Source organism: Klebsiella africana (genome assembly GCF_020526085.1).
In the GTDB taxonomy this organism is placed as follows: Bacteria; Pseudomonadota; Gammaproteobacteria; order Enterobacterales; family Enterobacteriaceae; genus Klebsiella; species Klebsiella africana.
Genome location: NZ_CP084874.1, coordinates 1,845,947 through 1,861,991 on the forward strand (window position 1 = coordinate 1,845,947; position 16,045 = coordinate 1,861,991).

The following is a 16,045-nucleotide window of genomic DNA, read 5'->3' on the forward strand; positions in this document are numbered from 1 at the left end:
TAAGGAGTAAATGATGTCATCAGTGACTACGTCCGGCGCTACTCGTTCTGCCTTTAGCTTTGCCCGCATTTGGGATCAGTTTGGCATGCTGGTAGTGTTTGCGGTGCTGTTTATCGGCTGCGTAATTTTTGTGCCTAACTTTGCCTCGTTCGTCAATATGAAGGGACTGGGGCTGGCAATCTCGATGTCCGGGATGGTGGCCTGCGGCATGCTCTTCTGCCTGGCCTCCGGGGATTTTGACCTGTCAGTAGCGTCGGTTATCGCCTGTGCCGGGGTGACCACCGCGGTGGTGATTAATCTCAGCGAAAGCCTGTGGCTGGGGATTGCTGCCGGCCTGTTGCTGGGGGCGGTTAGTGGCCTGGTTAACGGTTTTGTGATTGCGCGCCTGAAGATTAACGCGCTGATCACCACGCTGGCCACCATGCAGATTGTCCGCGGCCTGGCCTACATTATTTCCGACGGTAAAGCGGTAGGAATCGAAGATGAGCGTTTCTTTACCCTCGGCTATGCCAATTGGTTTGGTCTACCGGCGCCAATTTGGCTGACGGTCGCCTGCCTGGTAGTTTTCGGATTATTACTAAACAAAACCACCTTTGGCCGTAATACGCTGGCTATTGGCGGCAATGAAGAGGCGGCGCGTCTGGCCGGGGTCCCGGTGGTACGTACCAAGATTATAATCTTTGTGCTCTCTGGTCTGGTATCGGCGGCGGCGGGGATCATTCTGGCGTCGCGCATGACCAGCGGCCAGCCGATGACTTCGATTGGCTATGAGCTGATTGTCATATCGGCCTGCGTGCTGGGCGGGGTGTCGCTGAAAGGCGGGATCGGCAAAATCTCTTATGTGGTCGCTGGGATCCTGATCCTCGGGACGGTGGAGAATGCGATGAACCTGCTGAACATCTCGCCTTTCTCACAATACGTCGTGCGCGGGGTGATCCTGCTGGCGGCGGTAATCTTCGACCGCTACAAACAAAAAGCCAAACGTGCGGCCTGAAATTAAGCCGAACTTTTAAGTTTACAGAGTAATTGCCGCCAGCGCCCGTTTCGCTGGCGGTAACTATCAAAAATGGCGAGGTTGGTCACACTGTCTATACTTACATGGCTAACATATAATTAACAACCAGCTTCGGCTGGCCATGATAAGGAGGAAACAGGGTGGATAACCAGATATCTGTACCGCCTGCGCTAACCGGAAATTACGCCTTTTTCTTTGACCTTGACGGTACTCTTGCCGATATCCAACCGCATCCCGATCAGGTGGTGATACCCGACAACACGCTGCAGGCGCTTAACGTGCTGGCTCAGCAGCAGGGGGGCGCGGTGGCACTAATTTCAGGGCGCTCAATGGCTGAACTTGACGCGCTAACCCATCCCTGGCGGCTACCGCTGGCCGGTGTTCACGGGGCCGAGCGCCGTGATATCAATGGTAAAACCTATATCGTCTCTCTGCCGACGGCGCTGCGCGATGAGATCGCGGCTGAGCTGACCTCGGCGCTGGAAGCGCTTCCGGGATGTGAGCTGGAGTGTAAAGAGATGGCTTTCGCGCTGCACTATCGCCAGGCCCCGCAGCAGCAGAGCGCTGTGCTGGAGCTGGCGCAGCGGATTGTTCAGCGCTATCCGCTGTTGGCGCTCCAGCTTGGCAAGTGCGTGGTGGAGATTAAGCCCCGGGGAGTGAATAAAGGAGAGGCGATTACCGCGTTCATGCAGGAGGCGCCGTTCGCTGGCCGCGAACCGGTTTTTGTCGGCGATGATTTGACCGACGAGGCGGGATTCAGCGTCGTTAATCAACTGCAGGGAATGTCGGTAAAAGTTGGCGCCGGGGAAACTCAGGCGCACTGGCGGTTGGCGGATGCCGCCGCTGTAAGGACGTGGTTGCAACATCTGGCGTATGACGCGCAAACCGAAAGGAGGGATGACCATGAGTCGTTTAGTCGTAGTCTCTAACCGTATCGCCTTACCGGACGATAAAAAATCGAGCGCTGGCGGTCTGGCCGTCGGCATCCTGGGGGCACTGAAAGCGGCGGGGGGTCTGTGGTTCGGCTGGAGCGGCGAGATTGGCGATGACCAGCAGCCGCTGCAGCAGGTCTCCCGGGGGAATATTTCATGGGCGTCGTTCAACTTGAATGAACGGGACCATGATGAATACTACAACCAGTTCTCTAACGCCGTGCTGTGGCCGGCCTTCCACTATCGTCTTGATCTGGTCAGTTTTCAGCGCGAAGCCTGGGAGGGATACCTGCGGGTTAACGCCATGCTGGCGGATAAGCTTGTACCGTTGATTGAGCCAGAAGATACGCTGTGGATCCATGATTACCATCTGCTGCCCTTCGCCAGCGAATTGCGCAAGCGCGGGGTGAATAATCGCATCGGCTTTTTCTTGCATATTCCGTTCCCGACGCCGGAGATCTTTAACGCGCTACCGCCGCACGCTGAGCTGCTCGAGCAACTGTGCGATTACGATCTGCTGGGCTTTCAGACCGAAAGCGACAGAACCGCTTTTCTTGACAGCATTGCTATGCAGACCCGGCTCTCCGACCTCGGCGATAAACGCTATCAGGCGTGGGGTAAAGCGTTCAGCACCGAAGTTTATCCGATTGGCATTGATCCAGACGAGATTACGCGCAACGCCAAAGGTCCACTGCCGCCGAAGCTGGCCCAGCTCAAAAATGAGCTGAAAAATGTGAAGAATATCTTCTCCGTGGAGCGCCTTGACTACTCGAAAGGGTTGCCGGAGCGATTCCTCGCCTACGAGACGCTGCTCGAGAAGTACCCTCAGCACCACGGCAAAATCCGTTATACCCAGATCGCGCCGACGTCCCGCGGCGATGTGCAGGCCTATCAGGATATCCGCCACCAGCTGGAAACCGCAGCCGGACGCATCAACGGACAGTTTGGTCAGCTTGGCTGGACACCGCTCTACTATCTGAACCAGCATTTTGATCGTAAGCTGCTGATGAAGGTCTTCCGCTACTCTGACGTCGGGCTGGTGACGCCGCTACGCGATGGTATGAACCTGGTGGCGAAGGAGTACGTTGCGGCGCAGGATCCGGATAACCCTGGCGTACTGGTCCTGTCGCAATTTGCCGGGGCGGCGCAGGAGCTGACCAGCGCCCTGATCGTCAACCCTTACGATCGCGACGAGGTTGCTGCCGCGCTGGACCGCGCGCTCAGCATGCCGCTGGCGGAACGTATCGCCCGTCATTCAGCGATGCTGGACGTGATCAGAGAAAATGATATTCATAACTGGCAGGCGCGCTTTGTCGACGATCTGCAGCATATTGCACCGCGCAGCGAGGAGAGCCGTCTGCGGGGGAAGATAGCCACTTTCCCTAAACTGGCCTAGGTCAGGATAAGGGCTAACCGGCGTTAGCCCTTTTCAAGGGAAACCAGCAGGACATCGACGCCGCAGCTACCGACGATATTTTTCGCTGAGCAGGTGGCGCGCGAGAACAGGGAATGGTTGTGATTGCCGCAGATCACCAGATCGACCTGGTTTGACTGGCAGAAGTCCTTAATATGATGGCCCAGTTCGCCACAGGCGATGGTCATTTTTTCTATTGGGTAGTCCGCGTGGCGAGCCAGGTCGTTGAGAAACTCCCGCGTCTCTTCCTGCATCAGTTCGCGCAGATTTTCCATCATCGGCGCCGCAAACTGGTTATACATCTCCGGATCCGTAGCGAGGGTGATAAAGCTCACCTTCGCATTAACGGGGCGGGCGATCGACACCGCTTTTTTAATTAATATCTGACTCTCCGGCGTTGGTGCGACGGCAACCAGCAGATGTGAATAAGGCATCTGGCCTCCTTGAGATACGCGGAATAACCCTTTCTTTCCTTCTTTACTCCTGTTTCCCCGGCTGTGCAAGCACCAGGCCTGGGATTTGCGAGCCTCTTCGCCTGTGCGTGATTTCACTGCGATATCATTAAAATGGACTGATCTTTTGAATAAAAAGAAATGCTGTTTTATAAATGAGTGAGGTGAAGAGGGCTCCTCTTTGTCTTTTTGCCACCGGCGGCTTTTTGGTGGCAAAAGCGCAAAGGTAACGTCGTTTCACTGCTTTTAGTGTAGCCAGGTACCCACTCCCTTCCGGTAGAAAATCCGGAAAGATTGTCGGCGTTCTTTTAAAAAAAGACACAGGATCACGACGATGAAAACACGAAAAATTGGACTGGCTAACTACCTGGCCTACGGCGCGGGTGATTTTCTCGGCGCTGGTACGACGGCGCTAACCGCCGCATGGCTGCTCTACTTTTACACCACCTTCTGCGGACTCACCCCAATAGAGGCCACGCTTATTTTCGCTACTGCCCGTGTGCTGGATGCGGTGGTGAGCCCGCTAATGGGCTTTCTCACCGATAACTTCGGCACCACCTGGCTTGGTAAGCGCTTCGGCCGCAGAAAGTTCTTTATTCTGCTCGGCATCCCGTGCGTATTCAGCTATTCAGCGATGTGGGTCGGCGAGATGGGCTTTTGGTACTACCTGGTCACCTATCTGCTGTTTGATATGGTTTACACCATGATTCTGGTGCCCTACGAAACGCTGGTGCCGGAGATGACCGATGACTTTAAACAGAAAACCAAATTCTCTGGCGCGCGTATTTCGATGGCGCAGATGTCGGCGATTTTAGCCTCCTTTCTGCCCGGGATCCTGCTTACCTGGCTTGGGAAAGACAACGCCAGCTCGTTCTTTTATGCCAGTCTGGTGTTCTCGGTCCTGTGCGCGGTGATGCTGACCTTCGTCTGGTGTTTTACCTGGGAGCGGCCGCGGGAGGCGTGGTCAGAGGCGGCCCTGCGGGCGGAAGCTGAAAAACAGAATCTAACCCTCGCTCAAAGCCTCAATCGCCTGGTGATTGAGCTGAGTTCCACGCTACGGATCAAAATTTTCCGCCAGCACCTCGGCATGTATCTGGGGGGCTATATCGCCCAGGACGTCTTCAATGCCGTGTTTACCTATTACGTGGTCTTTGTCCTGATGCAGGAAGCGGCCGTCGCCTCGAACCTGCTGGGGACGATGGCCATCTTCCAGTTTATCGCGGTGATCGCCATGATCCCGCTATGTATTCGTTTTGGCCCCGCGCCGTCCTACCGCATGGTGGTGGTCCTGTTTGGCCTGAGCTCACTCTCGTATGCGCTGCTGTATTACGCCGGGCTGAGCGATGTCTATTCCTTATTATTGCTCATCTCGGCTGTTGCCGGACTGGGACGCGGCGGAATTAATTACGTGCCGTGGAATACCTACACCTACATTGCCGACGTCGACGAAGCGATCACCGGCCAGCGTCGCGAGGGGATTTTTGCCGGCATCATGACCCTGACCCGTAAAGCCTCGCAGGCGGGGGCGGTGATGCTGGTGGGGATCATCATGCAGCTGTCGGGGTTTGTTTCCGGGCAAAAAATACAGCCTGAAGGGGTCAGCCATACCATTCTGCTGATCCTCAGCGTCGGCACTCTGGTGGTGCTAGCCTGCGGCTTCCTCGTTTCGCTGCGCTTCAAGCTCAACTTGCACACCCACAGCATCCTGCGCAGTGAAACCCTCAGAATGCGCGATCTCGGCAGTGCCCAACCGGAACAGACCAGTGCGGAACACCGCGCGGTGGTCGAGATGCTGGCGGGGATGCCCTACGACTGCCTGTGGGGCAATAACAATATTGGCTATCTGAATCGTCATAAACCTGCTGCTCCGGCGCTCACCCAGGGCGGCGCTTTACATTCGACATATACCCGAGGTTAACCACATGAAAGTTTGGCCGGTCAAACATAGCTCATTACTGTGTCAGCCTGAGCGTTATATCGCCCGCGGCGAACTGCAGACGCTGATCCGCAACGTGACGCAAAATCTGGTGAATATTAAGGATGAGAGCGGGCAATTTTTACTGCGCCTGGATGACGGGCGCGTGATCGATACCAAAGGCTGGGCCGGCTGGGAGTGGACCCACGGCGTTGGGCTGTACGGCATCTATCAGTATTACCAGCAAACCGGCGATATCGAGATGCGCGATATCATCGACCGCTGGTTTGCCGACCGCTTCGCCGAGGGGGCAACGACCAAAAACGTTAATACCATGGCCCCGTTTTTGACCCTGGCTTACCGCTTTGAAGAGACTGGCCGGATGGCGTATCTGCCGTGGCTGGAGAGCTGGGCGGAGTGGGCGATGCACGAGATGCCGCGCACCGAACAGGGCGGTATGCAGCACATGACGCTGGCGGAGGAGAACCATCAGCAAATGTGGGATGACACCCTGATGATGACCGTGTTGCCGTTAGCCAAAATTGGCAAGCTGCTTAACCGCCCGCAGTATGTGGAGGAGGCGACCTACCAGTTCCTGCTCCATGTGCAGAACCTGATGGACCGGGAGACCGGGCTGTGGTTTCACGGCTGGAGCTATGAGGGGCGGCATAACTTTGCCCGGGCACGCTGGGCGCGGGGCAACAGCTGGCTCACCATGGTGATCCCGGATTTTCTGGAGCTGGTGGATCTCCCCGAGGGGAACGCGGTACGCCGCTATCTGATTACGGTCCTCGACGCACAGATTGCCGCCTTAGCAAAATGCCAGGACGACAGCGGCCTGTGGCATACCTTGCTGGACGACCCGCACTCTTATCTTGAGGCCTCGGCGACCGCCGGCTTTGCCTACGGCATTCTCAAAGCGGTGCGCAAGCGTTACGTGGGGCAGCACTATGCCGGGGTGGCTGAAAAAGCGATTCGCGGGATTGTGCGGAATATTTCACCTGAGGGAGAACTGCTGCAGACCTCATTTGGCACCGGAATGGGCTCAGACCTTGATTTTTATCGCCAGATCCCGCTTACCTCGATGCCCTATGGCCAGGCGATGGCGATCCTTTGTCTGACGGAGTATCTGCGCAAGTATTTCTGAGCAGGCGCCCCGATGGCGGGGCGACGAATAAAACTAACCCGGCTTTCGCCGGGTTGCTTGTTACATACGCTCGACGGTTTCGATACCGAGGGTATCGAGACCCAGCTTGAGGGTTTTCGCTGTGAGCAGCGCCAGCTTCAGGCGGCTGTTGCGGGTCTCTTCGCTTTCCGCGCTGAGGATCGGGCAGTGCTCGTAGAAGCCGGAGAACAGGCCCGCCAGATCGTAGAGGTAGGCGCACATCACGTGCGGCGTCCCTTCGCGAGCGACCACAGAGAGGGTCTCTTCAAACTGCAGCAGGCGCGCGGCCAGCTGAGCTTCGCGATCTTCGGCGATGACCACCGGCGCGTCGATCATCGCATTTTCGTCGATGCCGGCTTTGCGGAACACGGAGAGCACACGGGTATAGGCATACTGCATATACGGCGCGGTGTTGCCTTCGAACGCCAGCATATTATCCCAGTCGAAGACGTAGTCGGTGGTGCGGTTTTTCGACAGGTCGGCATATTTAACCGCGCCGATACCCACTACTTTCGCCAGATTTTCCAGCTCGTCAGCCGACATATCCGGATTCTTCTCGGCTACCAGGCGACGGGCGCGCTCCAGCGCTTCGTCCAGCAGATCCGCCAGCTTCACGGTACCGCCGGCGCGGGTTTTAAATGGCTTGCCGTCTTTCCCCAGCATCATACCAAACATATGGTGCTCCAGCGGCACGGAGTCCGGCACGTAACCTGCTTTACGCACGATGGTCCACGCTTGCATCAGATGCTGATGCTGACGGGAGTCGATGTAGTACAGCACGCGGTCGGCGTGCAGCGTTTCATAGCGATACTTCGCACAGGCGATATCGGTGGTGGTATAGAGGTAGCCGCCATCCTTTTTCTGGATGATGACGCCCATCGGTTCGCCTTCCTTGTTTTTGTATTCATCAAGGAACACCACGGTGGCGCCTTCGCTCTCAACCGCCAGCCCTTTGGCTTTCAGATCGGCAACGATCCCCGGCAGCATCGGGTTGTACAGGCTCTCACCCATCACGTCATCGCGGGTCAGGGTGACGTTCAGGCGATCGTAGGTGATCTGGTTCTGCGACATGGTGATATCGACCAGCTTACGCCACATCTGCAGGAAGTACTCATCACCGCCCTGCAGCTTAACCACGTAGCTGCGCGCGCGCTCGGCGAAGGCTTCGTCTTCGTCGTAGTGCTTTTTCGCTTCGCGATAGAAACCTTCGAGATCGGCCAGAGCCATCTCGCCGGCGTTTTCTTGCTGCTGTTTTTCCAGATACGCGATCAGCATACCGAACTGGGTGCCCCAGTCGCCGACGTGGTTGGCGCGGATCACCTTATGGCCCAGGAATTCCAGGGTACGAACCGAGGCATCGCCAATGATGGTCGAACGCAGATGGCCGACGTGCATCTCTTTTGCCACGTTAGGTGCCGAGTAGTCGACGACGATAGTCTGCGCCTGCGGTTTTGTGACGCCCAGGCGCTCGGACTGCAGCGCACGGTTGACATTGTCCGCCAGAAACGCGGGATCGAGGAAAATATTGATAAAGCCCGGCCCGGCGATTTCAACCTTGCTGGCAATGCCGTTGAGGTCAAGATGAGACAGTACCTGCTCTGCAAGTTGTCGCGGCGCCATGCCCAGCTTTTTGGCGACAGCCATCACGCCGTTGGCCTGATAGTCACCGAACTGAACTTTTGCTGACTGGCGGACCTGGGGTTCGCAATCGGCAGGCGCGCCTGCCGCGATCAGGGCCTGGCTGACTTTTTCTGAGAGAAGAGCCTGAATATTCACCGGAATACCTTACGTGTAATGCGCCAGCCTCCGAGGGAAGCGGCGCCATAATGTGGACAAATTAGGGCGGGAGTATACTGCATTTGTCCCCGTCCGTCAGCATTGCGCGCGGCGCGCCGGTGTGCGCAATCCATCGCCGGTCAGTTGCCCATCAGCAGGGCGGCGGTTGGTGCCCAGGCCGAAACACGGTAAATTACCTTTTCATTACTGACGAGCATCATTGACGAGCAAACCCATGGCAAACTGGCAGCAAATTGAACAACTGGCCGATATTACGGCGGATCTCCCGCGATTTTCCGAAGCGCTGCAGCGCTTCGCTGCGCGACTGGGGCTGGAGATAGCTGGCCTCGACGCCGACCATATCTCCCTGCGCTGTCATCAGAACACCACTGCGGAACGCTGGCGCTGCGGTCTGGAGCAGTGTGGCACCCTGCTGTCGGAGAATATGATCAACGGCCGGCCGATTTGCCTGTTCAAACTGGCGGAGCCGGTCTGCGTGGCGCACTGGCGCTTTCATATCGTTGAGCTGCCGTGGCCAGGTGAAAAGCGTTATCCCCATGAAGGCTGGGAGCATATTGAAATTGTCCTGCCCGGCGATCCGGCAACCTTAAATGCCCGCGCACTGGCGCTACTGGCCGATGACGGACTCAGCCAACCGGGGATCGTCGTCAAAACCAGTTCGCCGAAAGGGGAGCATGAGCGTCTGCCGAACCCCACCCTGGCGGTGACCGACGGCAGCGTGACGGTGAAATTTCATCCATGGTCGATTGAACAAATCGTTGCCAGCGAGCAAGCCGATACCTAACAGTGTGAAGCAGCGCGGCGTCTGCCGCGTGAAATCATGACATGCTGGAAAGGTTGTCTGAATCAGGGAGAGAGGAATGGCGGTACTGGAAGTGTGTTGCTACAGCATGGCGTGCGCCCGGGAGGCTGAGCGCTGCGGCGCCGATCGTATTGAGCTCTGCGCCGCGCCGCAGGAAGGGGGATTAACCCCCTCTTACGGGGTGCTGGTCTCGGTCCGCGAGGCGATTACCCTCCCGGTGCATCCGATCGTTCGCCCGCGCGGCGGCGATTTCTGCTACACCAGGGAAGAGTTCGCCGCGATGCTCAGCGACATCCGCATGGTGCGCGAGCTCGGCTTTCCCGGGCTGGTGACCGGCGTGCTGGATGCCGATGGCCAGGTCGATATCCCGCGGATGAAAAAAATAATGGCCGCGGCCGGGCCGCTGGCGGTGACCTTTCATCGCGCGTTCGATCTGTGCGCCGACCCGCGTCAGGCCTGGAAGACGCTGGGTGAGCTGGGGGTTAAACGTATCCTGACTTCCGGTCAGCAATCCTCGGCGGAGAAAGGTATTTCATTAATTACGGAACTTATTGCCGCAGGGGATACTCCAATCATTATGGCCGGTGCGGGAGTCCGCGCCGCGAACCTGCCGATGTTTCTGCAGGCGGGAGTGAAAGAGGTCCATAGCTCGGCTGGCCAGTGGTTGCCATCGGACATGCGCTTTCGTCATCCGGGCGTTTCGATGTCAGCCGATCCCGATGCGGACGAATACAGGCGCTACGCCGTCAATGGCGAAGCGGTGGCGGAGATGAAAGGGATTATCTCCGCCTGGAGAAGTTAAACGGTTTTTTGCTGCACATCATGTCGCCCAATATGATGATTGCCCGTACCAGGCCCCTGCCCATTAAACAGGGGCCTTTTTTTATCTCGCTTTTTTCGCCAGCGACTGCTGGGTTTCCGGTTTGGTGGCAATGATCACCGCCCGTAATGGCGCCGGATAGCCTTCCACCGTTTTGCGCTGATCTTGTGGGTCGAGGAAATCGGCCAGCGATTCGGTTGTCATCCATTCGGTGCGCCGCTGCTCCTCTGTCGAGGTGACGCAGGCGTCCACGATGCGCACGTCAATAAACCCGCACTTCTCCAGCCACATTTTCAGGGCCGGCGCCGAAGGAATAAAATAGACGTTGCGCATCTGCGCATAGCGGTCGCCCGGAACCAGCACTGTATTTTCATCCCCTTCGACCACCAGCGTCTCCAGCACCAGCTCGCCCCCTGGCGCCAGCTGATCTTTCAACTGCCACAGGTGATCCAGCGGCGAGCGACGATGGTAGAGCACGCCCATCGAGAACACGGTATCGAAGGCCTCCAGCGCCGGCAGCTGCTCGATGCCCAGCGGCAGGAGATGCGCCCGCTGATCGTTACCGAGCAGCTTACGCACCGCTTCAAACTGGCACAGGAACAGCTGGGTGGGATCGATGCCGACCGCCAGATGTGCGCCGGCACCGATCATCCGCCACATGTGATAGCCGCTGCCGCAGCCCACGTCGAGGATGGTCCGACCGGTGAGATCGGACAGGTGCGGCAGAACGCGCTCCCATTTCCAGTCGGATCGCCATTCGGTATCGATATTGATGCCGTACAGCGAATAAGGGCCTTTGCGCCACGGCATCAGGTTTTTAAGCAGATTTTCTATCCGCAGCTGATGGCCTTCGCTGAGCGGCGTTTCGCTCTCGGCGGTGACGCTGTGCAGAAGGTCCAGACGCCAGGGCGTTAACTCCGGCAGAAATTCAACGGCGCGCTCCCATTCACGAAACTTGCCGTGCAGGGCCTCGCGCTGCCAGGCGGCTACCTGGGCAGGCAGCGTCTCCAGCCAGTGAGACAGCGGGCTTTTGGCGATCAGCTGATAGAAGTTACTGAAGTCGATCATGCCTGCTCCCCGGCTTTCACCGCCACCAGTGAGCCAAAGTTAAAGCACTGGAACCACAGTTCGGCATGTTCAAACCCTGCCTGATGCAGGCGGGCTTTATGGGTTTCCACGGAGTCCGTCAGCATCACGTTTTCCAGCATGCTGCGTTTCTGGCTGATCTCCAGTTCGCTGTAGCCGTTGGCGCGTTTAAAGTCATGATGCATATTGAACAGCAGCTCGCCGACATGGGCGTCTTCGAAGCTGAATTTCTCCGAGAGCACCAGCGCGCCGCCGGGATTCAGCCCCTGATAGACTTTATTGAGGATCGCCTGGCGATCGCCCGGTTCAAGAAACTGAATGGTAAAGTTCAGGATCACCAGCGAGGCGTTTTCAATGGCTACATCGCGGATATCCCCTTCAATGACCTCGACCGGCGTCGGGGCTTTATAGGCGTCAATATGGCGACGGCAGCGCTCCACCATCGCGGGAGAGTTGTCGATGGCGATAATGCGACAGCCCGGATGGCTAATATTGCGACGCACGGAGAGGGTGGCGGCGCCCAGTGAACAGCCAAGATCGTAAACCTGGGTGTTGGGCTGAACGAAGCGCTCGGCCAGCATGCCGATCATCGAGATGATATTGGAATAGCCGGGCACAGAACGCTGGATCATATCGGGGAAGACTTCAGCAACCCGTTCATCAAAGGTCCAGTCGCCGAGGCTGGCAATCGGCGCGGAAAAAAGCGTATCGCGGTGAGACATAACGTTAAACCCGAAAAAACGAAAACGGCGTATTGTGCGCTAACGGAGGGAGAAAACCAACTCCCAGGGCATATACCAGAGATTGGCCAGCACCATCAGCAACAACGCACACCAGGTGGCGCTCATGCCGGAGCGGCGCCAGTGGTAAACGCGGTGATGAAAACCCCAGGAGTGCATCAGTCGCCCGACAATCAATAAAATGCCGCAAACGTGCACCATCCAGGTCTGGGCGCCGTTCATCTCCATAAATAACAGCAAAATGAGGCCAATCGGTACATATTCGACGGCATTGCCGTGTACGCGAATGGCAACCTGCAGCTCGCTAAAGCCGCCGTCACCGTAGCCTACATGGTATTGGGTGCGCAGACGCACCACGTCAAATGAGAACTTCACTAACAATAACGCACCTAAAACGGCATACAGCGCGCTGACCATACGAAAACTCCCTTTAACTCTGGCAGATGGCTCCGGATATGATAGCAGGATATCAGAAAAGAGAAGATTGCTGCGGAATCGACGGCGCATTTCCAACCGCCGGCAGGGCAGCGCGTAGGTCACCCCACAGGGTATCGACCAGCGCCGGCGCGTAAGCAATGTCGGGGGTGTGCAGGAACAGCCACGGGGTTCCCGACTGATGCCACTTCGGCAGGGTCTGGAGCCAGACGCGAAACAGTTCCCGGTTATGGTCCATATCGTCACCGCCGATAAAGCGCACCATTGGCTGCCGGGCGGTCATCACCGCATGTACCGGCACCTTCGGTTTCTTTTGTTGCGCATCGATCATCGCCGGACTGGTTGCCGCGGCGCTATGGACCGGACGGCTGTCAAGGATCACGCGGTTGACGTTACGCTCGTGCAGCCCGCGGTTGAGCTGCTGCTCTGCTTCGCCTTTGGCGAAGAACTCTGGATGACGAACTTCGACGCCGTAGGTGAAATCTTTCGGCAGCCCGTCGAGAAAATGCCATAGCGCTGGGAGATCGCGAGGAGCGAAGGTGGCCGGCAGCTGCAGCCAGTACTGACCGATGCGTGAGGACAGCGGCGCCAGGCGGGTAAAGAATTCGCTGCTCAACTCGTCGCAATGACGCAGGGCGGCCTGGTGCGAGATAGTCGCTGGAAATTTGAAGCAGAAGCGGAAATCATCGTGAGTCTGTTCGTACCAGCGGGCGACAATCTCCGGCTTCGGTAGCGCATACAGGGTGGTGTTACCCTCCACGCAGTTAAAATGGCGGGCGTAGTCTTCGAGGCTGGTGATGCCAAGGCGCACCCATTTCGGGTGCGACCACTGGGGAAGCCCAATATAAATCATAACGCGGCGAGGATCTCCTCGGTGCTGCGCACCCGGGCGATGCGCGGGAAAATATGCGTCATGCTGCCCTGATGCTGCTCGGCGGAGGCGGCGCTGCAGGCATCTTCGGCGATGACCAGGTTAAAGCCCAGCTCCCAGGCGTTGCGGGCGGTGGATTCGACGCCGATGTTGGTGGAGATACCGCAGAGAATAATGGTGTCGATCCCGCGGCGGCGCAGCTGAAGCTCCAGGTCGGTGCCATAGAACGCGCCCCACTGGCGTTTGGTCACTTCGATATCGCTCTCCTGCTTACCGAGCGTGGCCGGGTAGGTCCACCAGTTTTCGGGCAGCGTATGCGCCCCGGCCTGAGCGTCGACAGGCTGTTTTAGCGCTTCGGCAAAATCGGCCGACCAGCCAACGCGGACCATGATGACCGGCGAACCCTGTTGCCGGCACTTGTCTGCCAGGCGAGCGGCGCGCGCCACCACCTCGTCAGCCCGATGTGGCCCACCGGCGAAAGGCAGAATGCCTTCCTGCAGATCGATCACCACCAGCGCCGTGTTTTTTGCATTGAGTTCTAACATGGTATCCCCGTATCTTCATCTGTTGTCAGGCGGCTACAATACCTTTGCGGCTTCTGCAAAAGGGTAACAAATTTTGTTAATTTATGTGAGTGTGAACGTTAAGCGCGCAGCAAAGCAGCGTACATCGTGCGTCGGACTTATCGAACGACAGAATTTCCAGTATAATAGCCGCCTTTTTTCATTCAGTTGTGACATCAGCTAAAGCTGCGACCTCGTCGCCTGCAGGGCAGACGACAATCCGCCGACGGCTAAGTTAAGGGATATCTCATGCGTACAGAATATTGCGGACAGCTTCGACAGTCCCACGTTGGGCAGCAGGTGACTCTGTGTGGTTGGGTCAACCGCCGTCGCGATCTCGGTAGCCTCATTTTTATCGATATGCGCGACCGCGAAGGCATCGTTCAGGTGTTTTTCGATCCGGATCGTGCGGATGCGTTGAAGTTAGCCTCTGAACTGCGTAATGAATTCTGCATTCAGGTCACTGGCACCGTTCGCGCGCGTGAAGAGAGAAACATCAACGCGGACATGGCCACCGGTGCCATCGAAGTGCTGGCCTCCGATCTGACGATCATTAACCGCTCAGAATCGCTGCCGCTGGACTCCAATCACGTCAATACCGAAGAAGCGCGTCTAAAATATCGCTACCTCGACCTGCGTCGTCCGGAGATGGCGCAGCGCCTGAAAACCCGCGCGAAAATCACCAGCTTTGTGCGCCGCTTTATGGATGACAATGGCTTCCTCGACATCGAAACCCCGATGCTGACTAAAGCCACCCCGGAAGGCGCTCGCGATTACCTCGTGCCTTCCCGCGTGCATAAAGGCAAATTCTACGCGCTGCCGCAGTCGCCGCAGCTGTTCAAACAGCTGCTGATGATGTCCGGCTTCGATCGCTACTATCAGATCGTTAAATGCTTCCGCGATGAAGATCTGCGTGCCGACCGTCAGCCTGAATTCACCCAGATCGACGTGGAAACCTCCTTTATGACCGCGCCGCAGGTGCGTGAGATCATGGAGGCGATGGTGCGTCAGCTGTGGCTGGAAGTGAAAGGCGTCGACCTGGGCGAGTTCCCGATCATGACCTTCGCCGAAGCCGAACGTCGCTATGGCTCCGATAAACCGGATCTGCGTAACCCGATGGAACTGGTGGACGTCGCCGACCTGCTGAAGTCTGTGGAATTCGCGGTTTTTGCCGGCCCGGCCAACGATCCGAAAGGGCGCGTGGCGGCCCTGCGCGTCCCGGGCGGGGCCTCTCTGACCCGCAAGCTGATTGACGAATACGGCAACTTTGTGAAGATCTACGGCGCGAAGGGGCTGGCCTATATTAAAGTGACCGAGCGTGCCAAAGGCATGGACGGGATCAACAGCCCGGTGGCCAAATTCCTGACCGCGGAGATCGTGGAAGCGATCCTTGACCGCACCGGCGCGCAGGATGGAGACATGATCTTCTTCGGCGCCGACAACAAGAAAGTGGTGGCCGACGCGCTGGGCGCGCTGCGTCTGAAGCTCGGTAAAGACCTGAGTCTGACTGACGAGAGCAAATGGGCGCCGCTGTGGGTTATCGACTTCCCGATGTTCGAAGACGACGGCGAAGGCGGCCTGACGGCGATGCATCATCCGTTCACCTCGCCGAAAGATATGACGGCGGATGAGCTGAAAGCCGCGCCGGAAGAGGCTGTAGCCAACGCCTACGATATGGTGATTAACGGTTATGAAGTCGGCGGCGGTTCGGTGCGTATCCACCGCGGCGACATGCAGCAGACCGTATTTGGTATTCTGGGTATTAACGAACAGGAACAGCGTGAGAAATTCGGCTTCCTGCTGGATGCGCTGAAGTACGGTACGCCGCCGCATGCGGGTCTGGCCTTCGGTCTTGACCGTCTGACCATGCTGCTGACCGGTACCGATAACATCCGCGACGTTATCGCCTTCCCGAAAACCACCGCCGCGGCTTGTCTGATGACCGAAGCGCCAAGCTTCGCCAATCCGGCGGCGCTTGGTGAACTGGGTATTCAGGTTGTGGAGAAAGAGGCAAAAGCGTCTCTGGAGAACAAGTAAT

General features: G+C 57.5%; 15 protein-coding genes. 8 read left to right on the top strand and 7 right to left on the bottom strand.

Features of this window, described 5'->3' with window-relative positions; all coding sequences use genetic code 11:
- Window positions 1-13 precede the first annotated feature (13 nt).
- The 3 genes from araH (at window position 14) to otsA (ending at window position 3,343) form a co-directional block, all read left to right on the top strand.
- Window positions 14-994, top strand: coding sequence for an L-arabinose ABC transporter permease AraH (gene araH, locus LGL98_RS08925; RefSeq protein ID WP_004203438.1), 981 nt, complete (start codon window positions 14-16; stop codon window positions 992-994).
- Window positions 995-1,155: 161 nt separating this feature from the next.
- Entirely contained in the window at window positions 1,156-1,944 is a 789-nt protein-coding gene (gene otsB / locus LGL98_RS08930) for a trehalose-phosphatase (protein ID WP_136030138.1), read from the top strand.
- On the top strand, window positions 1,919-3,343 hold the full coding sequence (otsA, locus tag LGL98_RS08935) for an alpha,alpha-trehalose-phosphate synthase (protein ID WP_136030140.1): 1,425 nt from the start codon (window positions 1,919-1,921) through the stop codon (window positions 3,341-3,343). Before otsB ends, otsA begins: the two co-directional genes overlap by 26 nt.
- A 23-nt stretch (window positions 3,344-3,366) precedes the next feature.
- Here the strand turns inward: otsA and uspC are convergent, their stop codons facing one another.
- Window positions 3,367-3,795 (bottom strand): universal stress protein UspC, encoded by a 429-nt coding sequence (gene uspC / locus LGL98_RS08940; protein WP_136030141.1) that lies wholly within the window; start codon window positions 3,793-3,795, stop codon window positions 3,367-3,369.
- 352 nt (window positions 3,796-4,147) lie between these two features.
- Here uspC and LGL98_RS08945 point away from each other — a divergent pair, with 352 nt between their 5' ends.
- Window positions 4,148-5,731 carry an MFS transporter gene (locus LGL98_RS08945; protein ID WP_136030143.1) on the top strand — a complete coding sequence of 528 codons (1,584 nt, stop codon included), beginning with the start codon at window positions 4,148-4,150 and terminating at the stop codon, window positions 5,729-5,731.
- A 4-nt stretch (window positions 5,732-5,735) separates the two neighbouring features.
- Complete coding sequence (gene bglB / locus LGL98_RS08950; protein WP_136030145.1) at window positions 5,736-6,875, top strand: beta-galactosidase BglB; 1,140 nt, start codon at window positions 5,736-5,738, stop codon at window positions 6,873-6,875.
- 60 nt (window positions 6,876-6,935) lie between these two features.
- Here the strand turns inward: bglB and argS are convergent, their stop codons facing one another.
- Entirely contained in the window at window positions 6,936-8,669 is a 1,734-nt protein-coding gene (gene argS / locus LGL98_RS08955) for an arginine--tRNA ligase (protein WP_136030147.1), read from the bottom strand.
- A gap of 235 nt (window positions 8,670-8,904) precedes the next feature.
- Between argS and LGL98_RS08960 the strand changes: the two genes are divergently transcribed.
- On the top strand, window positions 8,905-9,474 hold the full coding sequence (locus tag LGL98_RS08960; protein ID WP_136030149.1) for a VOC family protein: 570 nt from the start codon (window positions 8,905-8,907) through the stop codon (window positions 9,472-9,474).
- 76 nt (window positions 9,475-9,550) lie between these two features.
- Window positions 9,551-10,294: a copper homeostasis protein CutC gene (cutC, locus tag LGL98_RS08965; RefSeq protein ID WP_136030152.1), complete on the top strand. Its 744-nt coding sequence runs from the start codon at window positions 9,551-9,553 to the stop codon at window positions 10,292-10,294.
- An 81-nt stretch (window positions 10,295-10,375) separates the two neighbouring features.
- On the opposite strand, the gene cmoB is transcribed toward cutC, so the two are convergent.
- From cmoB to LGL98_RS08990, 5 genes are read right to left on the bottom strand one after another with little or no spacing between them, the layout of a single operon-like run.
- Window positions 10,376-11,380, bottom strand: coding sequence for a tRNA 5-methoxyuridine(34)/uridine 5-oxyacetic acid(34) synthase CmoB (cmoB, locus tag LGL98_RS08970; protein WP_136030154.1), 1,005 nt, complete (start codon window positions 11,378-11,380; stop codon window positions 10,376-10,378).
- Window positions 11,377-12,120: a carboxy-S-adenosyl-L-methionine synthase CmoA gene (cmoA, locus tag LGL98_RS08975; RefSeq protein WP_136030156.1), complete on the bottom strand. Its 744-nt coding sequence runs from the start codon at window positions 12,118-12,120 to the stop codon at window positions 11,377-11,379. Before cmoA ends, cmoB begins: the two co-directional genes overlap by 4 nt.
- A gap of 39 nt (window positions 12,121-12,159) precedes the next feature.
- Complete coding sequence (locus LGL98_RS08980; RefSeq protein ID WP_008804243.1) at window positions 12,160-12,555, bottom strand: MAPEG family protein; 396 nt, start codon at window positions 12,553-12,555, stop codon at window positions 12,160-12,162.
- 52 nt (window positions 12,556-12,607) lie between these two features.
- Window positions 12,608-13,426, bottom strand: coding sequence for a DUF72 domain-containing protein (locus LGL98_RS08985; RefSeq protein ID WP_136030158.1), 819 nt, complete (start codon window positions 13,424-13,426; stop codon window positions 12,608-12,610).
- Complete coding sequence (locus tag LGL98_RS08990; RefSeq protein WP_136030160.1) at window positions 13,423-13,989, bottom strand: hydrolase; 567 nt, start codon at window positions 13,987-13,989, stop codon at window positions 13,423-13,425. Before LGL98_RS08990 ends, LGL98_RS08985 begins: the two co-directional genes overlap by 4 nt.
- Window positions 13,990-14,256: 267 nt before the next feature.
- On the opposite strand from LGL98_RS08990, the gene aspS reads away from it, so the two are divergent.
- A complete protein-coding gene (gene aspS / locus LGL98_RS08995) occupies window positions 14,257-16,044 on the top strand; it encodes an aspartate--tRNA ligase (protein WP_136030162.1) in 1,788 nt (595 codons plus the stop codon).
- Window position 16,045: the final 1 nt, after the last annotated feature.

Excerpts from the sequence above, each read along its gene's own strand:
- araH (WP_004203438.1), top strand. The coding sequence starts at position 14 with ATGTCATCAGTGACTACGTCCGGCGCTACTCGTTCTGCCTTTAGCTTT.
- otsA (WP_136030140.1), top strand. The coding sequence starts at position 1,919 with ATGAGTCGTTTAGTCGTAGTCTCTAACCGTATCGCCTTACCGGACGAT.
- uspC (WP_136030141.1), bottom strand. The coding sequence starts at position 3,795 with ATGCCTTATTCACATCTGCTGGTTGCCGTCGCACCAACGCCGGAGAGT.
- LGL98_RS08945 (WP_136030143.1), top strand. The coding sequence starts at position 4,148 with ATGAAAACACGAAAAATTGGACTGGCTAACTACCTGGCCTACGGCGCG.
- bglB (WP_136030145.1), top strand. The coding sequence starts at position 5,736 with ATGAAAGTTTGGCCGGTCAAACATAGCTCATTACTGTGTCAGCCTGAG.
- LGL98_RS08960 (WP_136030149.1), top strand. The coding sequence starts at position 8,905 with ATGGCAAACTGGCAGCAAATTGAACAACTGGCCGATATTACGGCGGAT.
- cutC (WP_136030152.1), top strand. The coding sequence starts at position 9,551 with ATGGCGGTACTGGAAGTGTGTTGCTACAGCATGGCGTGCGCCCGGGAG.
- cmoB (WP_136030154.1), bottom strand. The coding sequence starts at position 11,380 with ATGATCGACTTCAGTAACTTCTATCAGCTGATCGCCAAAAGCCCGCTG.
- cmoA (WP_136030156.1), bottom strand. The coding sequence starts at position 12,120 with ATGTCTCACCGCGATACGCTTTTTTCCGCGCCGATTGCCAGCCTCGGC.
- LGL98_RS08980 (WP_008804243.1), bottom strand. The coding sequence starts at position 12,555 with ATGGTCAGCGCGCTGTATGCCGTTTTAGGTGCGTTATTGTTAGTGAAG.
- LGL98_RS08985 (WP_136030158.1), bottom strand. The coding sequence starts at position 13,426 with ATGATTTATATTGGGCTTCCCCAGTGGTCGCACCCGAAATGGGTGCGC.
- LGL98_RS08990 (WP_136030160.1), bottom strand. The coding sequence starts at position 13,989 with ATGTTAGAACTCAATGCAAAAAACACGGCGCTGGTGGTGATCGATCTG.
- aspS (WP_136030162.1), top strand. The coding sequence starts at position 14,257 with ATGCGTACAGAATATTGCGGACAGCTTCGACAGTCCCACGTTGGGCAG.